Origin of the sequence: uncultured Oscillibacter sp. (assembly GCF_910579365.1) — a bacterium.
In the GTDB taxonomy this organism is placed as follows: Bacteria; Bacillota; Clostridia; order Oscillospirales; family Oscillospiraceae; genus Oscillibacter.
The window spans coordinates 32,680-59,143 of sequence record NZ_CAJTUX010000011.1 but is presented as its reverse complement, the minus strand read 5'-3'; the positions used below and the strand labels follow the sequence as shown (position 1 = coordinate 59,143).

Sequence of the window (26,464 nt, the reverse complement as noted above, 5' to 3'; positions counted from 1 at the left end):
CCTTCTTGGTGATGGAATCCACCTTATGAATCAGGATGCCCGAGAAGGCTTTGTTCGTCACCGTCAGAGTGGTACATTGGTTGTCCTGGATCGTGAAGTAGTGGGGTGTGGAATCCAGCTTGAACCCCTCCCCGGCCTTGATCTCGACAGCATAGTAATCACCGGCGTCCAAATCAACGTGTATCCGGCCTGTGGAATCCGTGGTGACCGTCTCAACCAAGGCTCCATCCATCTTCCGAATCTCAAAGGTGGTGTTGGGAATGCGCTTGGTTTCATCGGACGCACTGACCTTGATCAGCTCCAAGCCGCCAACGCGCTTGTTGTAGAATGTGAGCTGCTGGCCCTCGCCTTCCTTGATGAGGATACTCTGCGGCGTGGAATCCAGCACAAATTCATTGCTGGCGGTCTTGATTTCTTTGGCGGTGACGGTGGTTCCGGGAGCTACGCTTAACCGAATCTGCCCGTACTGGTCCGTCACAAACTCGCCGTTATTGGGTCCCAGCGGCGTCCCGCTGCTGTCGCAGATCAGGAACGTAACGCCAGCCAGCGGCTCAGTGCCGGTGCCCTTGGCGTTCGGGTCCTCAATGTATTTCTGGATGGTTAAATTCGTATCGGGGGTATTGTAGACCGTCAAGGTCTGCGTGTCCGCCGGATTCACCGTAACTACCTGCCGCTTCGTGCCGGGATCAATGGTGTAATTGGGCAGCGTTTTGACTTCCTCGACCACCACGGTTCCCACGACGGGGACCCGAATTTCACCATTAGCGTCCGTTTTGTAAAGCCCCAGGGAGGACAGGTGCCCAAAATTGTCGTCCACATACTCACCGGAGGCATAGCTCAATTTGAACTCCACTCCGGCCAGCGGCTCGGAAGTCAGCTTATCCAGCTTCTTAATCACGAGATATCCCGTCGCCTGGTTGACCAGCCGGAGCGTCTGGCCCTGCTCACCCGCTTTGATGAGGATGCTCTTGGGGCTGCTGTCCAGGACCACGCCGTCCGGCACGGAAATTTCCCTTACGGTGACGGTCGTTCCCGGCTCCAGGTTGGGGATCACGATACGGCCATTTTCATCGGAGGTGAACTCGCCGTTACTGCTTCCGATGACAGCGCCGGTCTGGTCCGTAACGAGGAACGTTGCTCCCTTCAGCGGCTTCTCACCGCTTTCGGTTTTCAGATACTTTTCGATGGTGAGAGTGACTTTGGGGATGTTCTCCACTACCACATTGTTTCCGCCGCTGCCGGTACCTCCCGCAGAGGAATTTCCCCCGCTGGTGGTCCCGCTGCCGGTTCCTCCTGTGGTGACGCTGTTCCCGGAACCGTTGCGGACGATGATGGTCCTGGGCGTGGGGTCGAGGACGTAGTTGGCGGGCACCTTGGTTTCCACCACCACAATGGTGGAATTGGGAATGAGGCCCGTTACCGTCACGGTCCCGTCAGTTCCGGTGGTATAACGTCCGATGATATTCCCATCGCCGTCCTTGAGGGTAAATTCTGTGTTGGGTACAGGCGTTCCAGTAACCGCGTCCTTTTTCGAGAGGGTCAGGGAGCAGAGCGGCTCGTTATATACCACCAGAGTCTGGGTATCTGCCGGGTTGACGGTGATGGTCTGGCTCTGCGTTTCCTTGTCAATCACATAGCCCGGACTGGGGGACACCTCTTTTACGACTATGGTGCCAACAACCGGGACACGAATCTCCCCGGCGTCATTGGTGACAAACCGGCCCTTGGAGGACAGATGCCCGAAGTTATCGTCCACATAGCCGCCCTGCGCGTAGGTCAATTCAAATTCGGTCCCGGACAAAAGGGCCCCGGACACCTTGTCCTTTTTCTGGATTACCAAATACCCCGTTTTTTTGTTGTACAGGCGGAGAATATTCGCCCCGCCATCCTCGCTGATTTTAATGCTTCTGGGCGTAGTGTCCAGCACCACGCCGTCGGGGACCTTGATCTCCCGCACGTTAATGGTGGACCCAGGCTCCACTCCGGCAATCACCACCCGGCCATCGTCACCAGTAATGAACTCGCCGTTGCTGCTGCCGATCACAGCCCCGGAAGAATCAACGACCTGGAAGGTCACACCCTTCAGCGGCTCATTGCCGCTCTCGGTTTCCAGGTACTTTTCGATGATTAAGGTGTTTTTCGGCGTGTTGTAAAAATAAGCGTGCTGCACATCATCCGGGTTGACCACGATGGTCTGGCTTCTGGTTTCCGGATCGATGGTGTAGCCGGGAATGGTGGCCTGCTCCGTGATGGTCACAGTGCCCACGATCCCGTTGATGGTGATGGTCCCGTCCGGCCCGGTGTAGTAGATACCGTTGGAGGACACCTTGCCATTTTCATCGTCCACCACGCAGCCGGGGGCGTAGGTCACTTTGAACTGCACTCCGGCCAAGGGGGTCTTGCGGTCCAGGCTGCTGTACTTGTGGATGACCAACGAGCCGAGGGGCTGGTTGAACAGTTCCAGATTATAAACGCCGGGGCCTTTCACCTCGACCACCTTGGGGGTATCGTCCAGCAGGAATCCAGGTTTTGCGAACACCTCCTGCACGATATAGCTGCCCGGCTCCACGTCTACCTTGATGAACCCATTTTCGTCCGTTCGGAACTCGCCGTTGGACGTCCCTACCACAGAACCGTCCGTCCGGGTGATGCGGATGATCACGTCACTCAGCGGCTCCTTAGTGGTGCTGCTCATTTTCTTCACCAGGATGGACCCGACAGGCTGGTTATAGAAGTAGACGCTCTGATGGTCGTCCGGATTGACCACAATACTCCGGCTTGGCAAGCATATCCCGAATCGTGGCATCCGTCCAGTCATAGGGGCGGGACATATCCGTTTTGCTCTGACACGTTCCCCGGCCCCGTTGGTCGAGATAGTAGGAGGGACGTTCCACCTTATCTTCCATCAGGATTCTGGCAATCGCAAGAGGGCCTTTTCCTTCCGCACTCAAATGGAAAATGCGGCGCACAACGTCCGCTGCTTCATCGTCCACCAGCCAGTGGTGTTTTTCATCCGGGTCCTTCTTGAACCCATAGGGAATCGTGTTGGTGACAGGCTTGCCGGACTTACCCCGTATCTGATACTGTGCTTTTTGCTTGCGGCTGCAATCGCGCACGTACCACTCGCTCATAATGTTCCTTGTGTGGGGGAAAAAGATGCAGATACTAAATTGCAAAAGGCTCATGGTCTATAAGCCAAAAGATGAGGGCTGGAATCAAAATTCATTCCAGTCCTCATCTCTTGGCTTAAGCACCCATATTGGAAGATAATCTATTTTTGTTCCACGACTTCTTTTATATTCGCCATCCCTGGTTGTTGTAGTAGCTTAAAAAACTCATTAATATCTCGATGGCTTTGCTGAGGATATTTCAAATTTCTCCTTCGCTTACAATAAGTAAAGGTGATCGACCTTTTAGCTCGTGACAATGCTACGAAAAATGCACATCGATCTTCCTCCGGCTGAGTACGAAAACTCCAAAAGGCGGAATCTTCCAAACCCACAAAATAAATAGAAGAGTATTCAAGCCCTTTGCTTTTGTGAATTGTCATAATAGGGACAGAATGGAAACCCCGAAAGATTTCTACAGCTAATTCCCAATCACCGTTTGCTTCATTCAAACTTTCCCAGAACAACTCTTCAAACTTGGCTATTAATTCTTCTAAGCGATTTCTCTGCCGATATTCAGGGAAGTTAGCTTTTATTTTATCTGCGCCCAAAAAGTCAACCAAGCTATTTAGCACATTGGATATACAAATCTGATCCATGCCTTTTATTAATTCTGTTTTCAAACATTCCATTTGAGATGCTAGCGCCTCTTGCATTTGATCATATTCTTGATGTACTTGATTTGCGCCAATTCCATTCAAACTCACGAGAAAGTTTTGAATATATTCCCAATCGTGAGGCCGTTTTTTGCTGAGAGCGCATAGGATCATTCTGATCAGCAAGTCAATAATCGGCTCTTTGACAAGATCTTGGTACTCAGTTTCAATTCGAGCGGAAATCCTGTGAGTTTTTAGTTCAGAAATAATAGCTGAAGAGTAGTCCATTGGCCGCTGTTTACATAAAATACAAATCTCATTCGGTTTAGCTCCATTTGAAATCTCACTTGCAATATCCTCCGCAATTGCATGTGCTTCCAACTCCTCATTGTCTGCAATGAGAAGATCAATATCCCCATCAGCCGGATTCCATTTGCTAGAAGTTTCTACTTGTGTAGCTTGTTCATTCAAGGAATCATACATGGTCCTTTGTAACGCAACAAGTCTTGGTGCGGAACGATGATTCATAATCAATCGCACAGGTTCAGGCGAAAGCTCTTTAAAAAGCTTATTGAAAATAGCTTTGTCGGCTCCGGCCCAAATCATGATTCTTTGCTTATTATCACCTACCGCTGTTATTTTTGAAGAAGAGCCGAAAAAGCATTGCCGGATAAGCTCATACTGGAGGCTCGTTGTGTCTTGGAATTCGTCTAAAAATACATAAGAATAAGTCAAATGCAGGGCCCGCTGAATAAAAGGGTTTGTTTTTACGAGATAGATTGCCAGTATACTAATCATTTTGAAAGTTAAAGTGGGGGCCTGATGGTCGAACCCATTCAAAAGCAGTGGCCATGCAGCCTCTGCAAACCCGCGCTTAACAATTGACAAAGTAACACCCGATAAAGAGTCATCATAATATTTCTTTAGTCTGCTCCCTCGTAACCCTTCAGGATTTTTAAACCCCGCTTTTTTAAATGCCGCATCGATAACGGCATCATCATTGATTTGATACTCAGGCTGCGGTCTAAGAGTAGCAGGTAAAGCGTATAGGAAGTGATCCAGCAAGCTTTTGGAGAAAGCATCATAAGTCATGGATATAAAGCGTCCCCCCGCTTCGATTCCACAACGCTGTTCTACACGCTCTTTTAAATTTTGAGCAGCATCCTTTTTGAAACTAATGGCCAATATTCTCTGGGGATCTCTACATTGATTTGTTTGGAGCAGGTAAGCAGCCTTTTGCGCTAATAGTTCCGTCTTTCCGGCACCTGGTCCAGCAATCACTAACACATGAGAACCGCTGCGAACCGCTTTGTCTGCGGCACGTTCAAGGATAACACCATCACAAGGTATCCATTCTTCAGGTGAAATAATATTCATGAAGTTTCGCCTTTCAGCATCTGCTCAGCCACTGTGATCAGCCGCGAAAGCACAGGCGGCATAGACGCTTTCAGCTGATTTCCGCTCATAGAGGATAGGACGGCAATATGTGAAGCCGGTTTTCCTCTGTTCAAGAAGAAATAGCTATACCAAATCATGAGTTTCTTCTGTTCATCTGTATAAGTTTCTCCATTACCTCCATGTTCTTTTAGCGTTTGCCGAATGCTTGTTTCAATTCGCTCGTCATACTTGGGATGACATTGACCCGTTGTCTCGAAATCTTTGATATAGACTTGATCTTCATCAATCGTAATTCTAGGCCCTTCCCGCATTCCTAGCGTTTTCTTATATTGGTCTCCCATATGCTCCAACATCAAAAAGTCAATATCCAATGGTGCGGAGAAAAAAACGTGATATTCCTCTAAACGATTCATCCAAGCCTGCATATTTTCTGTGTCAAGTACACTCCCGTCATGCATGCGTTCAAGGTCATCGTCAGACATAATCCCTTTCGTGGTATCAAGCAGCCTTTCTCTCTCCGCCCCTATTTGCAACAATTGTGTAAGCGCATACTTTATGCGGCCCCAGCCACCGCCGTCCCGTTCTCTGTCAAGGTCTAAAAGTGTTATAAAAGGTATCTGCAAATCATGAAGAAGCCGCCAGAAGTGATTCACGTGGCGGCCGCCTAAAGGAACAATGGAAATACCGCTAAGGTCAACGTTTTCATGAACAACTTCCCAAAATTTCGGTAAAATGAGTTCCTCGCTTTCTCCTTCACCGAGGATGACTAACTTTGCGAAATATAGTTCTGGGTAAGCCCTAATAGCCTCTTTGATATATTTATACTGCTCTGACTCTGTTTTTTCACTAGGCAAAGTGATTCCCCGAACTTTTGATGTAGCGCCATCAATTGTGAGCCTGAAATACCGAAGATTTTCAGGTTCAATTCTTTTTAGGATAGCAGGAGAATGAGATGTTATAATCGCCTGTGCATGTGGTTTTCCTGCAATGCTTCGTAGATTGCCTACCAATTTACCAAGCAAATGTGGAGCAATGTGGTTTTCCGGCTCTTCTAACGCTACAATTGTTAAAATGGGGGGCTTACGGTTGAAAGAGGTGTTTTCTGGGTCTGACTTGATTTCTTTCCGCATTTGCTCCTCAACATCCAACACGCTGTCAACTAAGGAAATATAAAAGAGAGAGCGGAGGCCATCACCCATCTGATCAATTGTATACTCTTTTCCTGTAACCGTCGGTTCAAATACTACCTCGGTGTTCCTAATGGATGTTTCAATATCTGTACCGCTGAATCTCAGGCTTGCAGTAGAATAACGGTTGTCTGAATCATATTCTTTCCACTGTTTTGCAATAGAATTTCCAAATATAGAAACACCCTTTTCTCGTTCAAGCTGGGTGTTCAATTCCTGCACTTTTGTTTTTATATGGTCTTTCGTTTCAGCGCTCCAGTTAATACTGCTCATGATCTGGTACATCAAAGAGCCAGAAGCATTTTTTAACTGTTTTGATGGATCACGAACTGCGGGAACATATATTACACGTATTTTATCCAAATCATGCCGCTGAGCTCTCACACAATGATCCTCAAGAATTTCTTCAGACTCTGGGCAAGTAATGTAACAAATCTGACTGTCAATAGACCCCTCAAGAGTACTGCTTTTTTCCCATGTTGCGCTTAATCGGATACGGAGGCAAGGTGCTTCGCCTGGGTTTTCAACGACCAGGTGTTGGAAAAAATAAGGTATAGCATATTCGCCACCCTGCCCCTCAGGCTCCAATTCATCAAATTGGAATACCGCCTCAACATATAAAGACTGCTCTTCCATTTCTTCAGGCTTTTTCCCTTTGGGCAGATGAAAATCGCTCCTATGCAAAAGCCGGTCATTGCTGTTCTCAGAGAACATGCAGTTCAAAGCAGACAACGCAGCCGTTTTTCCTGCACTGTTATTCCCAATAAAAACGGTCAGGTTATCAATAAGAATTGTCTGCTCCTCTGGCCCAAAGCAACGGAAATTAGACAATTTTATTTTAATAAGCCTCATTCGTGTTATCCCCCTATAGACCATAAATATTTAACAATGACTTTGAAAGGAAATGTAATAATCTCTATTAGCTATCTATACAAATGATGGGCTCATGATGATAGGCCGCTTGAAACATATCTAACTGCCCTCTATTTTTAATCTGCTTATGCTCCAGATAGTTTTCGACAAATGTCTTTTGCAGGGTTACACTGCCCATGTACTTCTCATTATTGAGTATTTTCCGCAAGGTTTCTTTACTCCAGACTTCCTTTCCTCTTGGCGAAGGAATCCCCATATCCTCCAAATGCACAGATATCCTTGCAAGGCTGACTCCTGATGCGGACATCTCATAAATCAATCGAACAATTTCAGCCTGCTCCCCATGAATAATGAGCTTACCTTCCTGATCATGGGTATATCCGTAGCATATTCGCTGATAGTATTTGGAGTCTGGGTTCTGAAATGATTTGCGCAAACCCCATTTGATATCCTTGCTTTTGGAGTAGCTTTCATCCTGTGCCAGGGCACAAATCAGCATCAGCATAAACTCGGAGCTTTCATAGCGAAAATGGATATTCTCGCGCTCAAAATGAATATCAACATTCCGGTGTCTCAACATCCGAATCGTTTTCAAAGCGTCTACTGTATTGCGTGCGAAACGGTGGGCCGATTTCGTGAGGATCATATCCACCTTGCCGCGCCGACAGGCAGAAAGCAGAGCTTTAAATCTGCTCCTCCCCTTTATCCTCGTTCCACTGCCAACGTCGGAATATACTCCCGCAAAAATCCAGTCTGGGTTTTGCTTAATATGCTTCTCGTAATATTGTTCCTGCATTGCCAAACTTGATAGTTGTTCAGCAGCTTTGGTGCTGACCCGGCAATATGCTGCCACCTTTAATTTGGGTGGGAAACTGGCTTTGGGAGGTATCATTTTGACAGTACCCATACGGCCCCTTTTCACATTTTTCTATCTCTCGCGCGAACGATGCCTGCGGCTTTTTTCTTTTTGAACGGAATCGAACAGTTCCTTTGAAATGATTGCAGGATGATGGTTTGTTAAAGTAGTCTTGGTTGAAATGTCAATGGTCTTGACTTGTACACCATTTTTAACCTGGGTTTTACCCAAGATAACATCTCCGGTATATTTTTCATTGCTAAGGATTTTCGAAATGGTTTCTTTGCTCCAGATTTCCTTTCCGGTAGGCGATGGAATATCCATCAAAAACAGTACATCGGATATTTTCCCAAGACTGTCACCAGCGGCAAATCTCTCAAAAATGTAAAGCACATGAGCGGCCTCTGCAGAATAGGTCTGAAGCTTGCCTTTAGAGTCTACTTTGTACCCATAACATACGATGGATGCTTTGGCTGATTTGCCGCTCTGAAAGCTCCTTTGCAAGCCTGCTTTGATTTTGTCACTTCTTGTTGTATCCATGGTATCATATTCCTTCCAAAATTTCAATCTATATGGCAAATATATAAAAATGAGCAGCTTTTAGCTGCTCATGTGTACACATGATTAAATTATCTAATAAACGATGAGTGTGGTTTTACTCCATTGGTCAAACTAGATATTTCGAAAAAGCCTTAAAATTCAGCGAAACTAAATTCTTATAAATTATATCTAAACCATGCGATTTTCTGCATTTTCGTAACTTTTTAATATAATATTTCGTTAACTTAACATTCCTTGTGTGGGGGAAAAAGATGCAGACCTGAAACCGTTGCAGCACAATGGTTTCAGGAGTTTTTGCCACAAACAAAGAGCGCAGGATCGGAGTCGGCATTTGCCTCTCCGGTCCTGCGCTCTTTCCTCATGCTTTCGCTCAGCACAGCCCTTCGCTGATCACCACATCAATATCCTTGATTTTGACTTGGATGGTATTGGCATCTACCACCGTGATTCGCTCCACAAACCTGCGTGTGACGCTATCCTCGTACTCTGTGAACCGCATTGCCTGCTGGTCCAGCCACGCCTCCATCTCCCGCTGCCTGGAGGCCCGGAGGCTCCTCTGGCTTTCGTCCTTTTCAAGAGCCTGCATCTGGTCTAGGATGTCCTGTTTCTCCGCCGTTACAGCCTCGAGCTGGGAGTTCAGTTCCAAGTTGTCCATATCCTCCAGAATCTTGTCCAGCAGAAGAGCCTGTTCCGCCGTCAGGGCATCCAGCCGCTGCTTCAGTTCCAGAAGACTCACACCATCGCCTTCGCCGTGGCTCTGCGCCAGCCCCGCCAGCTCCAGGACTCCCGCTTTCACCTCAACCCGGATGGCTCCGTACTCGTTCAGGGCGGCCACGACGGCCCTGTGAAGCCGGTCCTCGTCCAGCGTGGGGGACCCGTGGCAGTATTTCGTTCCGAACTCCAGGCGGGAGATACAACGCCAGACGATCCGCTTCTTGCCGTTCCTGGCCCAGGTGCAGCGTTTATATGGCGTCCCGCACTCCCCGCACACCAGCAGCTCACTGAGGGCGTATTTAGCGGAATATTTGCCCTGCTCGGTCTTTCCGCTTTTCTGCATGACCTTCCGTTTGCTGGCCCGGCGGGTCATCTCTGCTTTTACCCGATAAAACATATCCCTGGATATGATTGCCGGGTGATTATTCTCCACATAAACCATAGGAAACTCACCGTTGTTTTTCCGGACCTCTTTGCTGATGCAGTCCACGGTGTACGTTTTTTGCAGGAGGGCGTCCCCCATGTAACGCTCATTTATGAGAATGTTGCGGATTGTCTGCCAGGACCACTGCTTCACGCCTGTGGCGGTTGGAACATGATCCCGCTCCAGCTCCTTCTGGATTCCAAAGATGCTGGCCCCGTCCAGATAACGGCGGTAGATACGCCGCACCACCTCCGCTTCCGACTGGTCAATCTCCGGATTGCCCTCCGCGCCCCGGCGATAGCCTAACAATTTGGTATATTGGAAGGGAACATTCCCAGCCTCCCGGCTTTTGAGGATGCCCCAGATCACATTGTTGCGGATAGACTCGCTCTCCGCCTGAGCAAAGCCGCTGAACAGTGTGATCATAAACTCGCCGGACTCGGTGAGCGTGTCGATGCCCTCTTTCTCGAAGCGAACGCCGATGCCCCTGGCCCGCAGAATCCGCACCGTTTCCAGGCAGTCCACGGTGTTCCTGGCGAAGCGGGAGAGGGATTTGGTGAGAATTATATCGATCCGGCCCCGTTTACAGGCAGCAATCATGCGGTTGAATTCCGCCCGTTTTTTCATGCTGGTGCCGGTAATGCCCCTGTCGGCAAAAATTCCGGCCAGCTCCCAATCAGGATTCTCCTCAATTTTCTGCGTGTAATATTCCTTTTGGGCGGTGTAGCTGGTGAGCTGGTCCTCGCTGTCGGTGGAGACCCGGCAGTAGGCGGCCACCCGCAGCTTTCTGCCGGAGGGCCTCCCTGCTGTCTGTGGCTCTTTCGTGGCGGGGATGATTCGGATTCGTTTTTCTCGTACAGCCTGTTCCATGTTCTGTCCTTTCCCGGTAGGTTTACACTATCCTTTGAATGTCACCGTAACCACGTTGTCCGTAGTAATGGTGATAGATTGAACTGCCTGAGCGTCAAGGACATTGACCGGCTCCGGCTCATTCACAAAGCAGTCATAACAGGCGGAGACGCCTTGAAGAATCCGTTTCACAATTTCTTCCGGTTGTTCCGGGCGTTCCAGTCCCCGGTTGATGGCATTGGTCAAGCGGACTGCCTCGGCGGAAGGCTCATAAGGCATATGCTCCGGCTCCGGAGGTACATATGCTTCTGCCTGCCGTTCCACTTCCGCCAGCAGATCATGGTCTTTTATTTGAACCCTGATTCCACAGCTCTCACATTGCAGATACAGCGTATCATTCCGTTTCCTTCCGCTGAACCGACGTTTTAAGACGCTCCCGCATTCTCCGCAGCACAGCTTCTCTCGGTATTGAAGGACCGGGCGGTCTGCTCTGACAGCGGCTTTCTTTCTTTTTTGAATGATTTCCTGTGCCTTTTGGAAGGTTTCGCCGCTGACGACAGCAGGGTAATCATCCGCCCCCATATAGCGCGGGTTCTTCAGAATGAAGCCCGTCCGGTACTTGGTCCATTGAGGCCGTTCCTGGCTGTAAACAATGCCGTCAGCGTTCAAAATATCCGCGATTTTCCATTGGTATGTCCCTTCCAGATAAATGGAAAATACACGTTTTACCACCTCGGCCTCCTGGGGCTGAATGACCAGTTTCCCATCCTGAATTTGATAGCCATACAAAATCTTCCGGATCATGTTCCGTCCTCCTGAACCTGTTCCGCCAGTTCAATGCCGCCATAGAGCCGGAATCGGATGCGGGTTCGTGACTCTGCTGTAATCTTCTCCACCAGACCGGCGAACAGGATTTCATCAAAGCCCTCCAAGCGGCCCGGCCCCTCACGGATGCTGCTCACCATTTGACGAAAGGCTTCCATCGCTGCCTCCAGGTCCCCGTCCTTCAGCAGACGGCGGCGCTCTTTCCGGAGATTTGCCAGTCTGCCCTCGATCTCCCGCAGTTTAGCGGTGCTGGCGGCGGTGTCCAGCAGTCCCTTGTTTTGAAGGCTGCTGACTTTATAGCTCTGCTCGGACGCTTCCGCGATGGCCTGATTCACTGCCAGCATGGCGGGATTGTTCCGCTGGCGGGCCTCGTTCAGAGCGTCCAATTGGCCCAGGGCGGGCTTGAGGATGACGCCTTCATGAAGCCGGAGCTTGTTGTACATCCGCACGAAAGCGGCGTGGATGTTCTCCTCCGGGATAGGCCCCACCGAGCAGGAGGCCGCGTTTTTCAGGTGGTTCCGGCAGTGCCAGGCGGCGGTGCCCTTACGAGTGGTCCTCCGGTAGAGGGCCTCCCCGCAAGCCTCACAGTACATTTTCCGGGACAGCGGGTAGACGCCGTCGGGGCGGTCCCGGCGTTTCTTTTTCCTCTGCCGGAGGGCCTGAGCTTTTTCGAAGGTTTCCCGGCTGATGATGGCGGGGTGGGAGCCTTCAACGTAGATCTGGTCCACTTCGCCATGATTGATCTTCTGCGTAAAGGGAAATCCGGTTTTATAGGTCTTTTGGCAAAGGGTATCTCCGATGTATTTTTCATTGGAAAGCCAGTAGTAAATCTGGCGGGTGGTCCAGTGAACCACGCCCTTCCGGTCCTGAATGCCCCGGCTGATTAAATCATTTACAATCCAGCCAACACTGTGGCCGCTGAGGTAAGCGTCGAATACCCAACGCACCAGCTCCGCCTCCTCCGGAATGATCTCCAGGTTTCCGCTGCCCTTGAGACGGTAGCCGTAGGGCGGCTTGGTGGTGATGAATTGGCCCAGCTCCATCCTGCGGCGGAAGCCCTGGCGTCCATTCTCTGATATGGATACGGATTCCTGCTGGGCCAGAGCGCCGAAAACGCTCACCAGGAATTCCGTGGTGAGCGTTTCCGTGTCAATATTCTCTTTTTCGAATTGGACACTGACGCCGAGGGACATCAGCTCCCGCAGAGAGGCGAGGCAATCTTTCGTGTTTCGGGAGAAGCGGGAGAGGGACTTCACCAAAACCTTGTCGATCCTGCCCTTCCGGCAGTCGGAGAGCATACGGTTGAAGTCCTCCCGCTTGTCCGTTTTTGTGCCGCTGACCGCTTCGTCAGCGTAAACGTCCACCAGCTCCCAGCCTTCGTGGCTATTGATGAGGTCCGTGTAATTGCGGATTTGGGAGGCATAGGACAAAGCCTGCTCAGAGTGGTCCGTGCTGACACGGCAATAGGCGGCGACGCGCAGGGCGGTACGTTCCTTCTCCTTGGGCGGGATGATTTTTACGTTTGCTGCCATGGGCTTCAGCCTCCTTCCCGTTTTGGCAACGCCAACACTACCACACCTCGCCGGAGATATCCAGAACTATTCCCACACAGTCGAGGGGCGGTATTTCTCTACGGCGAGGCGCTTGGCTGTTGTCAATTCCTCCGCTGTCAGGAAGCCCGCCTGGGCCATATCCTCCAGGGTCTGCGTGACCAGTATGTACTGGATTTCGCTTTTGACATTGATCATCTGCCGTCCTCCAGAAAGTAGTCCGGCCCTTTCACGCTGCGGATGAACGCCTCCACATCTCGAAGGCTGTCCGTGATCCGCATGTCCGGCAGGGCGGTTTTCACGTCCTCGAAGTAACGCTGGCCGGGGACAGAACGCTCGTCCAGAATGGCGACGACGCAGGTGTCCGTTTCGGTGCGGATGGCCCTGCCGAAACCCTGCTTCAGCTTGATTTGCATTTCTGGCACGACAATGGCCCGGATAAAGGAGTGGAGGTTTGGAAAGCTCTCCCGCTCTTTTTCTTTCAGGGCGTCCGGGCGGGCGAAAGGCAGGCGGGGGATCACCAGCAGGGATACGCAGTCGCCAGGGAAGTCGAAGCCCTCCCAGGCCGCGCCGGTAGCCAGCAGGACGCTGCCCGGACTGGCCTTGAACTGCTCCGTGGTATGGACCGCGTTGCGGCCCAGGGTGAACAGGGGCCAGAGGAGGTCCTTTTCCGACAGCCGTTCCTTCACGGCGGACATGGCGGCGTAGGAGGTGAAGAGGACCAGGGCGTGTCCGCAGGCAGCTTCCAGCAGCAGGGCAATCTCGTCGGCAAGTTTGTCATAGTACATTTCGCTTTTTTGACCAGAGGAAAACTGAGGTGCATACAACAGGCAGTTTTCCCGGTAATCGAACGGGGAGAGCGAGACAGACTCCGTTACCCGGCTGTCCTCCAGCAATCCAGACTCCTCCCGGAAGCGGTGAAAATCGCTGCCCACAGCGAGGGTGCCGGAGGTGAGGATGATGGGCCTGGGCTGGTTCCAGAGGGTACTTTGGAGCTGGGCGGTCAGATCCGCCACTGTGGCACAGAGCATGACGGTGTCGCGGGCGTCCTCCGCCAGATAGAACACCATGTCAGGATGTCCTTCGCAGAACAGGGCTACCGTTGAGGCCAGTTTTTCAAGCCTCCTTCGGGTAGCGGTAGAGAGCAGAGGATTGACCTGTTTTTGTACTACCGTCAGCGCCCGGTTCGGGGCCACCAGCAGCCGGGCGTATTCGGAAAAGCGCCGGTCCGGGTTGTGAGGCCGTTCCAGCTTCCGAAGGAAGAGACGGGAGGTGTCCGCCAGGGCGTCCGCCGCCAGCAGGTATTTCTCCCGCCGCAGATCGTGGATGAGACCCTGGATGTCCTCGGCTCGGAGGGTAACGCCGAACATGTGTCGGGCCGTCTCCGGCAGCTTGTGGGCCTCATCGATGATGATGGCAAGGCTGTCCGGCAGGATGGGCTGGCGGCCTGTCCCTCGGTGAATGGCGTCCGCCAGAAGGAGATTGTGGTTGCATATCTGGAAGGGATATTGACTGCCGTCGCAGCTGTCCAAAAATGTGCGGTACCGGCAGTTCTCCCGCTGGCAGTCGCAGACCTTGGGGACGCAAACCCGCTCCCGGTCATAGCCGCTGAGACGGGGCACCTCGTCCAGATCCAGCTTCTCCCGCAGGGAGAGCAGGGCGGTTCCGGCCCTCCAGTTCTTCTTGCGGAGGTCCAATTGACCCAGCCGCCGTTCCAAGCGCTGGTCGCAGACGTAGTGGGATTTGCCCTTGCGGATCACCGCCTGGATGGGTTCTTCGCACATCTTGTCCTCTGCCAGAATGGCGGAGAGGAAGGGGAGGTATTCATCCCGCACAGCCTTTTGCAAAGCGATGCTGGAAGTGGAAATAAGGATAGGCCGGGAGGGCCGCAGGCCGTGGAATACAGTTCCGGCCACGAGGTAGGCATAGGTCTTGCCGATACCTGTTCCGGCGTCACAGAGGGCGATGCCGCCGTCCTGCATGGCCTCCAGCATCCGATGGCTCAGGGCGATCTGCTCCGGGCGTTCCGGCATTCCTTGAGTGGGGAGTAAATCCTTGAAAATATGGCCGATCTCCTCTCGGGCATCTTTCCTGTTATGATAAATCATCCGTAAAGTTCCTCTAAACAATTTCAATTTCTTCAGTCAGCTCCACCGTATTTGCAGCTCGCGCCCCGGTGGATCGGGAACAGTACGGGGCAGGTCCGGCAAGACCTGCGCGGGCGTATATCAAGGGTCTCTACTGCTTTCAACCCCAGGGCAGCCCCACAGCCTGGATCTCAGGCCATGCAAAGGCATCTCATTATGTACCCGGACAGAGTCAACGCTGGCGGCCTTGCCAAAGGCTGTCCCAGCGGGTGGCATTCTCGCTCGTCAGAGGCCCCCTCACGGCCCCGGCTGGAGCGGTGAGGGGTATTCGCTTTTGCTTTCCTCCGACGTCATGGCGTGCGCTGCTGGACGCTCGTCTGTTCAGGTGGTTCCCCGTACTGCTGATATTTGGTTTTCAAAGAGCAGCGAGAGGCCGTTATGGTATTTCCCTCTCACTCCTATCCCGAAAAAACAGCGAGGTGGATAAAACTTTTTTAAGAAAATATTTTCTTGCGCAGTTTTTCCAGCAGCTTGTCTCGGCGATAAATAATTGTCCGGTGGTAAACGCCGAGCTTTTTAGCGTATTCCCGGACAGACTCGCCATCAAAAAAGAGGGCTTGAATGAGTTCCTGTTCCTCTGTGCTCAACGAACTCAGTACAGAGACAAGGCGCTCCTTATGTACGATAACCTCCGCATGTTCTTCCCGCTGTATGACGGAATCCTCGGCGGAAATTTCGTGCCGCTGCGTATAAAGATTGATGGGAACGTCATAGGCGCTTAACAGTTCCAAAGAAACCTGCGGGTGTTCTTCTTGCTGCTCATCCAGATACCGTTCCCGGCGGTCCATTTGAGAATAGGCGAGGAACACTTCTTCTGTAACCTCCACATCTACGCCATCAACTGTGATGATATTGGCAATAACATTGCCATTTTCGTCTTTAATGCGCCGATAATTTCGGTTTTCTTGCCATTTTTGCATCTGCATAATCTCCAATCTCAGATTTTTGGGGGTCTGAGACTGTGATCATGGGTATTTCGCTATATATGGCAGCCAGATTTTACGGCAAGAAAAACTGAGCAAATATGGCAAAAAAGAGTGCCATATATGCTCAGTTTTTTCTAATTCATATAAAAGGTGGCCTGAAAGTTCAGTATAAAACGAATCATCTTCGATGGCTTCGGTATAGATTTTTATGATGCCTATTTCCGGAGCCATGCGATTTTAATGATTAAGTCTTTTGCATGTTGAAGCTATGTTTTCTCATTGACAACAATTAAAACCCCTCCTTGGAAAACGAGTCAAAACCATTAGATTTCAGCACTTAATGTATAATTTTTGTTTTATGAATTATTAGTTCTTAATATTTGAACTGTTATGCCATTATCAACACACGACAAATTGTTACTATATAGAGGGAGGTGAACCGATGGTACAGAGATATCCTGAATTATTTGGCGAAATAGCAAAAGCTGCTCGCCTTCGCGCAGAGCTGACTATAGAAACAGTGGCAGAGCGGGCGGATATCACTGAGCGCTATCTCTATCGAATTGAAAATGAAGGAAAAAGGCCAAGTTTTGAGGTCCTTTGTAGACTGATCAGAGTGCTGTCTATTCCAGCAGATTCCATCTTTTACCCTGAAAGAGCGATTCGAGACCCCGAAGTGGAGGAAATCGTTCATATGCTTTACGGTTGCGATAAACGTTCTATAAAAATCGTAAAGGCGACATTAAGAGCTGCACTGGAAAGCCAACAGGATGATCTTTCTTATAAAAAAGCAGAGGCGGTAATCATTGAGTGATTTCTCAATGATTACCGCCTTTGTGTTTATATGAATAATTTTTGAATGGCTAGAGGGTCTTGCGCTATTAAATCAGCAAGATATCTTCCCAACTTTGTTATTCTGCTGTATAAGATTGCTGTTTCCATGTGAACAGGTTCTGTGTATGCAGGAGCTGCCTCTGATTTACTTTGCCCGTCAATCATAGGACAATGGAACGGATCGCCTCAATCAAATCAACGACGCTTTCCCGCGCTACCAAAGCGATGCTCTCACCGTCCAACTCCGCGAGACAGCAGGCGCCGTCATAGCGGTACAGCGCAATCTCCACCTCCGGGAACCGCGCGTTCTCCAGGAGAACCGTTAAGCGGATTTCCTCCTTCTGCGCAGGCCGCTCACTGGTAAACTCCTCCGCAGTCAAGGCTGCCAGCGCGTCCGGGAAATCGATGGTTTCCAATTCCTCGTTCTGATAGAACCAGGAAATTTCATTGCCCTTGCTCTTGGGCGTGAAGGTATACTGGCTTCCCTCCAAAGAGACATCGATCTGGCGGATGTCCGCAAAATCAGCGGTGAGAAGCTCTTGATGCCGCAGGGTATTATAGGACGCGTCCATCAGAGTTTCATATCGGTCTGAGGAGATTTGATAAAGAATCCGGGACTCGCCTACCCGCACATAGGCGGAGTATTCCTCATCTTCTGAGTCATTTCCCGGCTCCGTTGCAGGATCGCGGCTGATGTGGAGGATAAAAGAGGTTTCCCTGCTGTTTTCTTCATCCGGCGTATACTCTACTGTGACCGTTAGCTCCGGCTGGTCCAGGCCATATGTGCGGAGCTCCTCGTCTGTTGCGTTGTAAGAAACGTAATCGGTCAGGGTCAGATTGGAAATGCGCCGCAAATAGCCCTTTACCAGCTCTGTGTCCAGAGGTGCCGTCTTCCCGTTTATTTGGGTGAAATAGACATCTTCGCCGCAATAGGTGTCAGGACTTTCCTCCTGATACGTCACCGTATAATGTTCGCTGCCGGAGAATTGAATCCGGGTCACTTGCCCGAACGCGGGGATCTGATCGTGGTCAATAACCGCACTGAGCTTGGCGGAGAACTCGTCCAAGGGGTCGTGTTTGACTAAGTACACATTGCCGTCCCCGATGGAGATATACCGCTGGGAGTCCATTTTGCTGTAATCCCCCAGCCTGATCTCGAAGGACCGGTCCGCTGTGGTCAGGCTGACCGTACAAACCGGATTGTCCAGCCCATATTGGCCAAAGTCCTCCACGTCTTCAATGATGAAGGCCGCGCCGAGGGCTTCAAACTGCTCCAGCATCCCCAGATTGGCATTGGCCCCGGAGGAGACGGCGTTGTGCATATCATTCAGGAAATGAGACGATGTAAACCAGACAATCCGGCCCGCTCCAGCGGTGTCGATGGAGACAGCCAAGGCGAAGGGACCATCAATATCTCCCTCCTCTTTCTCATAATCTGTCATGGCGTAGCCCTCCAGCTTGCTGAACGCAGTATCGGAAGTAGTCAAAAGGACCACAACGCCTTCGGAGTCCTCGGGAACTGTCAGGCCAAGAGAAACCGGCATGGTTGGGTAATAGTTCTCTTCCATCAGGGAATCTGTGATGGCATGGCTGTTCATGGCGGGTAACAGGGACAGGGGGCCCTGGAAGGAATAGTGCTCCCGATCCGGCTCCACCACCACGCCTTCGTTGGCACGCACACCATAGTCAGCCAGAAGGCTGTAGAGGTTTTCCAGGATGCCGTCCTGCACCGGGCCGGCCGCCACAAACAGCTTGCCGCCTTCCGCCGCGTAATGTTCCAGCAGTTCCTTTTCCTCCTGGGAGATGTCGCTGGACGGCGCATAGATCATGACGCAGTCTGCATCCTCCGGGATATCGTCCACTGTCAGGAGGGAGAGAGGCTTGACCTCCATGTTTTCCTTCTCGATCTGCTCCTGGAAGGAGGCTGGAAGATCAGCCTCCCCGTGACCCTCCAGGATGTAGATTTGGGGCAGTTCCTCGGTGGTTACATAGTCGATGGCGGAGGTGATAGCCCCCTCGCCGTCAAAGGAAGTGTTGTAGGAGTAGGAGTAAATATCCGGCTCCTGCACGAAGATGTCGCCATAGCTGATGAAACGGCTGCGTTCGCCGCATTCCACAATGAGGCTGTTGTTTTGGACTGCTTCATCTGTGTATTGCCCGGCAAAGGTGGGGTAGACATCGGGGTTCTTTTTCACCACGGTAACGCGGGCGGAGAGGCTGTCGTACTTGCTTAACAGATTTTCAACCACCTCGTTCTCCTCACCGGACTGCACGATCCAGTAGATGGTCACATCCTGCTCCAAAGCATTGACCACCACCTTGGTATTGCTGGTGATGGAGTAGAGCTTGGAGGCACTGATGTCATACCTGGTGGCGGAAGACGGAAGAGAGGAGGCAAATATGTTCACCACAATCAGAATGGCCAGCACCACCGTGGAGATCGCCAACGCATAAGCTCCGCCGCGAAAAGCGTTTCGGTTTTTCATCAGTTGTACCTCCGTTTCTCCAGCGACTGGACGGACAGGAACAGGAAGAGCACAACCACGCTGGCGTAGTAGACCACAGCGGTCAGATCGAATACGCCGTTGACAAACCCGGTAAAGCGGTCAAAGAGGGATAGTTTGGTCATCACGGCAGGCAGAAGCCCCTCGAACCTTGTGTTATCCGTGAATCCAGCAACCGCGATGGCCGCAATCAGGACAAAGCAGACGGCATAGGCCAGATTTTCATGTTTGGTCAGATACTTGATAACCGCTCCCAGAGCAAGGATAAGTACGCACAGAGCGGCCATAGAACCGAAAGCGGTCGTGGAGACATACTCCGACAGGCTGACGCTGTAATAGTTCAGCAGAATCACGGCAATGCTGATTCCGGCGGCGAAGCCCTGATTGTCCGTCAGGGAGGAGATGAACACCCCAAGGGCAATCAGCGCCGCGCCCATAAGGAAGAACGCCAGGATGGAGCCGTAGGATGTCAGCAGATACACGTCTCCAAATCGGGAGAAGATCAGTGGATAAACCGCGATGATACACAATGGAATCAGGTAAACTGTCAGCAGTGCCAGATACTTGCCCGCAATGACCTGCGCAGTGGTGATGGGGAGCGCGTACAGAAGCTGATCGGTCCTCTGCTTTCGCTCCTCCGCGATGACCCGCATGGTCAGGATGGGGACAATCACGGCGAGAACAATGCTGAAATAGCTGAGGGCATATTCAAAGTTGCTCACCGCCGCCTGGAGATTATACCGCAGGGCGCCGAGTCCCACCGCCAGAAGCAGTCCCGCGCCGAATACATAGGCTGTCAAGGTGTGGAAGTAGCTTTTCAGCTCATGCTTTAATACCGCGATCATTCCTGTGTCACCTCGCTTTCCGCAGTCCCCTCCTCAAAAGCGAGGGATGCTGGTTCGGTATTCTCGTTTTCAGCCAACTCCAGGAAGATGTCCTCCAGGCTGGCTTTTTTTACCGTCAGTTCCAGCAGAGCCTTTCCACTGGCGGCAAAGGCGGAGAACACCGCGCGGGAGAGGGCATAGACGTCGCTGAGATCCGTTTTGATGCGGACCGCCGTAAGGCCGGAATCCGTCTCCTCCAGCGTCAGGCCGGTGATGTGTTCCACTCCGCCCAAAAGCTCCCGCACCTCGCCGGCAGCGGCATCCGCGATCAGGCGCACCTCGTTGGGGGCCAGCAGATGCTGCTCCAAATTTTCCGGCGTGCCAAAGGCAGCCAGCTTTCCTTTGGCGATCATGATGATCTGGTCGCAGATAGTCTGTACCTCAGAGAGAATGTGAGAGCTGAAAATAAAGGTATGGGTTTGTCCCAGCTCTTTGATGAGATCCCGTATCTCAATGATTTGAATGGGGTCCAGCCCCACGGTGGGCTCGTCCAGAATGATGACCCTGGGATTGCCCAGCAGGGCTTGAGCGATGCCTACCCGCTGCTTATAGCCTTTGGAGAGGGTAGAAATGCGGCGATGTTTTACATCCGAAAGTTTCGTTTGCCGGATCACTTCCCCGATCTGGCGGGTCAGCTCCGCACCCCGCAGCCCCTTGGCCTCACCCACAAACCGCAGATATTCCTCCGGCGTCTCGCTCATGTAAAGCGGGGGCTGCTCCGGGAGATAGCCAATCAGCCGCTTGGCCTGTTCCGGTTCCTCGAAAATGTCGTGGCCGTCAATGCGGACCGAACCCTCCGTAGCAGATAGGCATCCGGTCATGATATTCATAGTGGTGGACTTTCCCGCTCCGTTCGGTCCGAGAAAGCCGTAGATTTGGCCGCTGTCTACGGTGAAGCTCAAATCGGAAACCGCTGTATGGTCCCCATATCGCTTGGTCAAATGCTCGATTTCTATCAAGAATGACCCCTCCTTCTTGTTTTGATAGGGCCATTATAAACCGGGTACTTAAAACCGAGTTAAAAGAAAAATTTTCACATCCATCCAATTTTTTAAGTTCCTTTTGAGTTGCGGCATTATACTTTTGGAAAGAGAGATTACCCAGGGCGGGGAGGTGAAGAAATGACCGTCCGAAAAACATGTGCCGCCGCCTCAATCGTTGTTGTCCTGCTGTTCTTTTTCAGAGGCTTTCTCCATGTGAAAGGAGACAGGCCGCCGGATAAAGAAAACGCGCTTACGATCATGGCTGGTTTTTCCTGGGAGGATGGACCTGTCCTCTGCGGTGATACCGTGCATTTGTCTTTTGGGAAAACCGATACGGATTACCGGCTGGACAGCAGCGGAGAATTGCAGATTTCCGGTTTGCCCCGGCGCGGCGCGTTCCTGCTGACCGTATTTGACCAACAAAATCAGCAATTAGGGGAGACGGTGCTCTTCCTTTCGGAAGGCTCTGTGATCGACGCTGTAACAGGGGAAGACGGCGCCGGTCATATCATGCTGCGGAAAGATACGGATGTGATTCCGCTGTCCTTTTCTCTTACAGAAAACGGCTCGCTTCAATGCGGTTTGTGGTTGACGCAGTTTCATCCAATCCATACAGGCCAGGCAGAGACGGAGCCTTAAGGAAATCTCTATGGGTAAATAAACAAATATAAGCAGAGAAAGGAACGAATTTTATGAAACCATGCAGACACATGCTGACAGTCCTCTGCGTAATGGCGCTGTGCATCCATCTGTTTTCTACCGCCGCATCCGCCGCATCCCTTGTTGTGATCGATTTGGCGGACACGGTGTACAAGGCCGCGCCCAGCGTCGTCGAGGTCTTTACGGAAACCAAACAGGTCAGCCCGTTCTATCAGGAATACGTCACGGAGGGCGCGGGAAGCGGCGTAGTCCTGACGGCGGACGGGTACATCGTCACCAACCACCACGTCATTGACGGAGCCAGCGCCGTCCGGGTCCGCCTGAATGGCGGGGACGCTTACGATGCCGCGCTGGTTGGCACAGACTCCAAGACGGATCTGGCCGTGCTGAAAATCGAAGCGGCGGGATTGACGCCCGCAAAGCTGTCGGACTCATCCAAGGCGCGGGTGGGCGACTTCGTGATTGCCATCGGCAACCCACTGGGGGAACTGGGAGGAACCGTGACGGAGGGCATCATCAGCGCCAGGGACCGGGAGATCACCATAGACGGACAGCCCATGACATTGCTGCAAACCACGGCGGCGGTCAATCCGGGCAATTCGGGAGGCGGCCTGTTCGATTTGGAGGGGGAACTGGTGGGCGTGGTAAATTCCAAGTCCGCCGGAAGCGGCATTGAGGGCCTTGCCTTCGCCATTCCCTCCAATACCGTGCGGGAGGTTGCGCAGGAGCTGATCCGGCACGGTTATGTCACCGGACGGCCTCAGCTGGGGATCGCAGTGACCAGGATATCCAGGCCAACTATGGGCTGGCGGACATATTTTGACAAGCCTGGCCTGTATATCGCGCAGACCTTTGAAGACAACGGCTTAAAGGCAGGGGACCGTATCATTCAAATCGACGGAACAGCCATCAGCGAATCCGCGGATATTTCCACGGTACTGAACCGGCACAGCGCAGGCGATACAGTCAAAGTAACCGTATCCCGCGGAGGACAGGAACTCTCCGTGAGCGTCAAGCTTACCGAGGAAAAGCCAATGTGACGGCAGGAGGTGCTTTCATGCGAATCTTGATTGCGGATGACGAGCCGGAGATGACCATGGTGCTGGAAGCTCTTCTAAGACGGGAGCACTATTCTGCCGATGTGGTTCACAATGGGCAGGACGCAATGGATTACGCTTTGGCGGAAAACTATGACGGTCTGATTCTGGATATCATGATGCCAAAACTGGACGGCATTCAGGTCCTGCGTTCCCTTCGGGCACGGAATGTGGTGACGCCGGCGCTACTGCTGACGGCGAAGAGTCAGGTGGAGGACCGGGTGGTCGGGCTTGAGAGCGGGGCGGACGACTATCTTCCCAAACCCTTTGACAGCCGGGAGCTGATTGCCCGTGTCCGGGCCCTGACCCGCCGGGGCGGCGAGTACACCCCTGGCGTGCTGACGTCGGGAAACGTCACACTGAACCGCTCCACCTTTGAGCTGAAATGCGGGACCGCCTGCGTCCGTTTGGGGAACAAGGAATTTCAGATGCTGGAGCTGCTCATGCGGCAGACGGGACGGCCCATCTCCACAGAGCAGTTCATGGACCATATCTGGGGTTATGACAGCGAGGCGGAGATTAACGTGGTCTGGGCCTATATTTCCTACCTCCGGCGGAAACTGGAGTCGGCTGGGGCCAATGTCCGTATTTCCCTCCGGCGGGGGCAGGGATATCTGCTGGAGGAAATCCCATGATCCGTTCGCTCCGCAAAAAATTTATCGCCATTGCCATGGCATCCCTTCTGGGGACCATGACGGTTCTCTGCGTCTCCATCGGCGCGGGGACCCACTGGATCACCACCCGGCGGGCGGACTGGGCTATTTCGCTGTTGTATCAAAATGGCGGGACCTTTCTTCCATCCGGCGTGCGGTTTGATCCTTCTGACTTTGAGTTTCAGGTTACACCGGAAACGGCCTTTGAGACCCGCTATTTCCTTGTGGAGCTCACCGCGCGGCGGGAAGTGAAGTCCGTAGATTTGGAGCATATTGCGGCTTTTGACCGCCAATCTGTTACAGAAACAATCAGCAAAGTGATCGAGTCCGGAGCCGGCAAAGGCTATGTGGACTATTACCGCTTCGGAGTATTCCCAAATGAGAGCGGAGGCAGCACGCTGATTGTCCTGGACTGCTTCCTGCTGCTTCAGGCGGCAAACAATACCCTCCGCATTATCGCAATTGTCTTTTTGGTATGTGCGCTAACGGTATTTTTTCTGCTTCTGGTTCTCTCCAAACGTGCCATTCGTCCCTTTGTCCAAAACCTGGAGCGGCAGCGGCAATTTGTGACCGACGCTTCCCATGAACTGAAAACTCCCCTTTCCATTCTGTCGGCGGACATGGATCTGCTGTCGGATTCCTGCGGGGAAAACCAATGGCTGGAGAGCGCCCGGACGCAGATTGCCCGGCTGGATAAGCTGATTAAAAATTTAGTGGAGCTGGCCCGCACGGAGGAGACCATCAAAGAGGGGACTGCGGAGGTGTTCTCTCTTACCGACATTGCCATAGCCAGCGCAGAAGCGTTTCAGCCCTTAGCGGAGGCTGAGGGAAAATTGCTGGCGGCGGAAGTTGCCACCGAAGTGGAGCTGCGAGGCGTACAGGATGACTTGTTCCGTCTCTTTTCCATCCTTCTGGATAATGCAGTCAAATACTGTGACGCAGGCGGGACGATCCGGCTGTCCATATCGCGGCGGGGCCGGACCGTCCGGATTTCGGTTTCCAATCCATGTGCAGGATTGAATGCCGCGCAGCTGCCACGCTACTTTGACCGATTCTACCGGGCAGATTCCTCCCGTGCCAGATCTACCGGGGGATACGGGATCGGCCTGTCCACGGCCAGGGCCATTGTTACCCGCCATGGGGGACGGCTGACCAATTACTACACAAAAGGAATCATCACATTTTCAGCGGTATTCCCGCAGGTTCAGAAAGCGCCTCTGAATCAATGACGTGGCATCCAGATAAGGATGCCACGTCATGGGATGCTATTGAACCCGTTGCCGTATGTGCTGATAGAAAAATAAGCGGCAATCTGTGCGGCTGGAAACAGGAGATCGTTCTCCCAGCTCTGCTCTGGCGGGATTACTGTTTTCTGCTGTCTTTGAAAAGAACCGCACACACCAGCATGACAGCCGCGCATACAAGGGGAACCTTGAAGACAGCGGCGAGGCCGCCTGCACCATTCATCAGCGCGGCGCAGATTCCGCCGGCGATGGTGGAGCCCAGTGCCCCGGCCAGTCCCATAAAGGCAAGCCCGGCAGCAAGGTCCTGGGGCTGCAAAATGGTCATGGGATAGGTATAGGGCGCAATCTGGTTAACGCTGTTGACCGTAGCCAGGGGAAACGCTCCGGCGAACAGCAGCAAAAGACCCATAGAAGATGTGGGAGCAGCTCCCATCAGCGCCCAGAGAGCGCCGCCAATCACCGCGCCTGCGGCCCAGATCATGACCATGACTTTATATCTGCCTGTCTTGGACGCATAGTTCCCAAAGACCGTGGTTAGAATGACTGCCGTAATCATGCCTGGAACATTGATCAGGCCGGCAATTTGGCTGCTGGCTCCCAGCGCCTCTTGAGCGTAGGCGGGGCCGTAATTTCCAGCGCCGTTTACCACGGAATAAAAGAACATCAGAAGCAGAATACAGACATAAAAGCGGTTTTTAAATAACTTGATTGGAATAACCGGATCTGCCGCTCTCCGCTCGGCAAAGATTAAAACGAAGAGACCAACGAGAGACACAGCTGCCAGTGCCAAAATCAAGGGGCTTGTCCAGCCGTAAGAGCTTCCCCAGTTCATAGCGAGAGAAAAAGGGACCAGAGTAACCGCTATGAAAATTACGCCTAAGACATCCATCTTAGCGTTTTTGCCGGCTGCGGGAGGAATGTCCGGGATACCATAAACACAGCACGCCAGGCCGAACAGCAGCAGAATGACTGCCACGTAGAATTGGATTCGCCAATTGATTCCGCATACAACGCCGGCAATCGGCGCGGCCAAAATCATGGCCGCTGTTGTGAGGGACTGATTGTAACCGGAATACTTGGGGGCGTCCGTCTGCCCGAAAATTGCCGAGAGCAGAACGAACCCGTTCATCATGAACAAGCCCCAGGCCAAGCCGGATATCATACGGGCAATCGTGAACATCCAAAAACTGGTGGCAAAAGCAGCAACGCCATAGCAAACTATGTAAAGGGCCACCGCAAAGATAAAGAGCTTTTTGTGTCCGACCTTGTCGCCGATCTTTCCGCCGACGGAAATCGTGACGCCCCGAGCCACACACTCCAGTGTGAAAATCATGCTGACCGAGGATAGACTGTTGAATACGCCCGCGACGGTATAGCTATAGACGCCTACGCTGGAAATCAGGTACATTGCCATGAAATTGATGATCAAAACGCCTGTGTAGGCAATCATCCGGCGAGATTTGCTTATTGTGCCAGGCATAAATATCCCTCCCTTTTCATGCCGCCCTGCCATCCGGCAGGGCGGCTGTTCA

At 52.2% G+C, this 26,464-nt stretch carries 21 protein-coding genes; 5 read left to right on the top strand and 16 right to left on the bottom strand.

Features of this window, described 5'->3' with window-relative positions; all coding sequences use genetic code 11:
- From QZ329_RS05000 to QZ329_RS04945, 12 genes are all read right to left on the bottom strand, one after another.
- Positions 1–2,767: SpaA isopeptide-forming pilin-related protein (locus QZ329_RS05000; protein WP_295749035.1), on the bottom strand; the 2,767-nt coding region annotated here is incomplete at its 3' end.
- Positions 2,727–3,131, bottom strand: coding sequence for a recombinase family protein (locus QZ329_RS04995; protein ID WP_295749032.1), 405 nt, complete (start codon positions 3,129–3,131; stop codon positions 2,727–2,729). The genes QZ329_RS05000 and QZ329_RS04995, both read right to left, overlap by 41 nt.
- 140 nt (positions 3,132–3,271) lie before the next feature.
- Complete coding sequence (locus QZ329_RS04990; RefSeq protein ID WP_295749029.1) at positions 3,272–5,140, bottom strand: ATP-dependent helicase; 1,869 nt, start codon at positions 5,138–5,140, stop codon at positions 3,272–3,274.
- Positions 5,137–7,200, bottom strand: coding sequence for an AAA family ATPase (locus QZ329_RS04985; protein ID WP_295749026.1), 2,064 nt, complete (start codon positions 7,198–7,200; stop codon positions 5,137–5,139). The genes QZ329_RS04990 and QZ329_RS04985 overlap by 4 nt, the downstream gene beginning before the upstream one ends.
- Before the next feature lie 67 nt (positions 7,201–7,267).
- Positions 7,268–8,128 (bottom strand): recombinase family protein, encoded by an 861-nt coding sequence (locus QZ329_RS04980; RefSeq protein ID WP_295749023.1) that lies wholly within the window; start codon positions 8,126–8,128, stop codon positions 7,268–7,270.
- A 21-nt stretch (positions 8,129–8,149) separates the two neighbouring features.
- Positions 8,150–8,617: a recombinase family protein gene (locus QZ329_RS04975; protein ID WP_295749020.1), complete on the bottom strand. Its 468-nt coding sequence runs from the start codon at positions 8,615–8,617 to the stop codon at positions 8,150–8,152.
- Positions 8,618–9,008: 391 nt separating this feature from the next.
- Positions 9,009–10,646, bottom strand: coding sequence for a recombinase family protein (locus tag QZ329_RS04970; protein ID WP_295749017.1), 1,638 nt, complete (start codon positions 10,644–10,646; stop codon positions 9,009–9,011).
- Between the two features lie 27 nt (positions 10,647–10,673).
- Positions 10,674–11,429, bottom strand: a complete 756-nt coding sequence (locus QZ329_RS04965) for a recombinase family protein (protein WP_295749015.1) — start codon at positions 11,427–11,429, stop codon at positions 10,674–10,676.
- Complete coding sequence (locus tag QZ329_RS04960; RefSeq protein ID WP_295749012.1) at positions 11,426–12,982, bottom strand: recombinase family protein; 1,557 nt, start codon at positions 12,980–12,982, stop codon at positions 11,426–11,428. Before QZ329_RS04960 ends, QZ329_RS04965 begins: the two co-directional genes overlap by 4 nt.
- 66 nt (positions 12,983–13,048) lie before the next feature.
- The gene (locus QZ329_RS04955) at positions 13,049–13,198 is read right to left on the bottom strand and encodes a hypothetical protein (protein WP_295749009.1); all 150 of its coding nucleotides are present in this window, start codon (positions 13,196–13,198) and stop codon (positions 13,049–13,051) included.
- Positions 13,195–15,108, bottom strand: coding sequence for an ATP-dependent DNA helicase (locus QZ329_RS04950; protein ID WP_295749006.1), 1,914 nt, complete (start codon positions 15,106–15,108; stop codon positions 13,195–13,197). Before QZ329_RS04950 ends, QZ329_RS04955 begins: the two co-directional genes overlap by 4 nt.
- Positions 15,109–15,581: 473 nt before the next feature.
- On the bottom strand, positions 15,582–16,067 hold the full coding sequence (locus QZ329_RS04945; protein ID WP_295749003.1) for an ECF-type sigma factor: 486 nt from the start codon (positions 16,065–16,067) through the stop codon (positions 15,582–15,584).
- A 448-nt stretch (positions 16,068–16,515) separates the two neighbouring features.
- Here QZ329_RS04945 and QZ329_RS04940 point away from each other — a divergent pair, with 448 nt between their 5' ends.
- Complete coding sequence (locus tag QZ329_RS04940; protein WP_295749000.1) at positions 16,516–16,887, top strand: helix-turn-helix transcriptional regulator; 372 nt, start codon at positions 16,516–16,518, stop codon at positions 16,885–16,887.
- 181 nt (positions 16,888–17,068) lie between these two features.
- Here the strand turns inward: QZ329_RS04940 and QZ329_RS04935 are convergent, their stop codons facing one another.
- Genes QZ329_RS04935 through QZ329_RS04925 form a run of 3 tightly spaced genes read right to left on the bottom strand, consistent with a single transcriptional unit; the run spans position 17,069 to position 21,254 of the window.
- Positions 17,069–19,393: a DUF4340 domain-containing protein gene (locus QZ329_RS04935; protein WP_295748997.1), complete on the bottom strand. Its 2,325-nt coding sequence runs from the start codon at positions 19,391–19,393 to the stop codon at positions 17,069–17,071.
- Positions 19,393–20,256: an ABC transporter permease gene (locus QZ329_RS04930; protein ID WP_295748994.1), complete on the bottom strand. Its 864-nt coding sequence runs from the start codon at positions 20,254–20,256 to the stop codon at positions 19,393–19,395. Before QZ329_RS04930 ends, QZ329_RS04935 begins: the two co-directional genes overlap by 1 nt.
- On the bottom strand, positions 20,253–21,254 hold the full coding sequence (locus QZ329_RS04925) for an ABC transporter ATP-binding protein (RefSeq protein ID WP_295748991.1): 1,002 nt from the start codon (positions 21,252–21,254) through the stop codon (positions 20,253–20,255). The genes QZ329_RS04930 and QZ329_RS04925 overlap by 4 nt, the downstream gene beginning before the upstream one ends.
- Positions 21,255–21,416: 162 nt before the next feature.
- Between QZ329_RS04925 and QZ329_RS04920 the strand changes: the two genes are divergently transcribed.
- From QZ329_RS04920 to QZ329_RS04905, 4 genes are read left to right on the top strand one after another with little or no spacing between them, the layout of a single operon-like run.
- The gene (locus tag QZ329_RS04920) at positions 21,417–21,917 is read left to right on the top strand and encodes a hypothetical protein (RefSeq protein ID WP_295748988.1); all 501 of its coding nucleotides are present in this window, start codon (positions 21,417–21,419) and stop codon (positions 21,915–21,917) included.
- Between the two features lie 53 nt (positions 21,918–21,970).
- Positions 21,971–22,978 (top strand): trypsin-like peptidase domain-containing protein, encoded by a 1,008-nt coding sequence (locus QZ329_RS04915; protein ID WP_295748985.1) that lies wholly within the window; start codon positions 21,971–21,973, stop codon positions 22,976–22,978.
- A gap of 17 nt (positions 22,979–22,995) precedes the next feature.
- Positions 22,996–23,670, top strand: a complete 675-nt coding sequence (locus QZ329_RS04910) for a response regulator transcription factor (protein WP_295748983.1) — start codon at positions 22,996–22,998, stop codon at positions 23,668–23,670.
- Entirely contained in the window at positions 23,667–24,917 is a 1,251-nt protein-coding gene (locus QZ329_RS04905) for a HAMP domain-containing sensor histidine kinase (protein ID WP_295748980.1), read from the top strand. Before QZ329_RS04910 ends, QZ329_RS04905 begins: the two co-directional genes overlap by 4 nt.
- A gap of 133 nt (positions 24,918–25,050) precedes the next feature.
- Here the strand turns inward: QZ329_RS04905 and QZ329_RS04900 are convergent, their stop codons facing one another.
- Positions 25,051–26,412: an MFS transporter gene (locus QZ329_RS04900; RefSeq protein WP_295748977.1), complete on the bottom strand. Its 1,362-nt coding sequence runs from the start codon at positions 26,410–26,412 to the stop codon at positions 25,051–25,053.
- Between the last annotated feature and the right edge of the window lie 52 nt (positions 26,413–26,464).